This window comes from Microbacterium thalli, assembly GCF_028737325.1.
GTDB classification, from domain to species: Bacteria; Actinomycetota; Actinomycetes; order Actinomycetales; family Microbacteriaceae; genus Microbacterium; species Microbacterium thalli.
The window spans coordinates 1-419 of the sequence record NZ_JAQZCH010000014.1 but is presented as its reverse complement, the minus strand read 5'-3'; the positions used below and the strand labels follow the sequence as shown (position 1 = coordinate 419).

Sequence of the window (419 nt, the reverse complement as noted above, 5' to 3'; positions counted from 1 at the left end):
CCCACGCTTTCGCGCTTCAGCGTCAGTATCTGTCCAGTAAGCTGGCTTCCCCATCGGCATTCCTACAAATATCTACGAATTTCACCTCTACACTTGTAGTTCCGCTTACCTCTCCAGTACTCTAGTTATACAGTTTCCAACGCAATACAGAGTTGAGCCCTGCATTTTCACATCAGACTTACATAACCACCTAGACGCGCTTTACGCCCAATAAATCCGGATAACGCTCGTGACATACGTATTACCGCGGCTGCTGGCACGTATTTAGCCGTCACTTCTTCTGTTGGTACCGTCATTTTTTTCTTCCCAACTGAAAGCACTTTACATTCCGAAAAACTTCATCGTGCACACAGAATTGCTGGATCAGACTCTTGGTCCATTGTCCAATATTCCCCACTGCTGCCTCCCGTAGGAGTAAG

1 rRNA gene is annotated in these 419 nt (G+C 47.0%); it reads right to left on the bottom strand.

Annotated elements, in window-relative coordinates:
* Positions 1 to 419, bottom strand: a 16S ribosomal RNA gene (locus PUW82_RS15060); the annotation flags it as partial.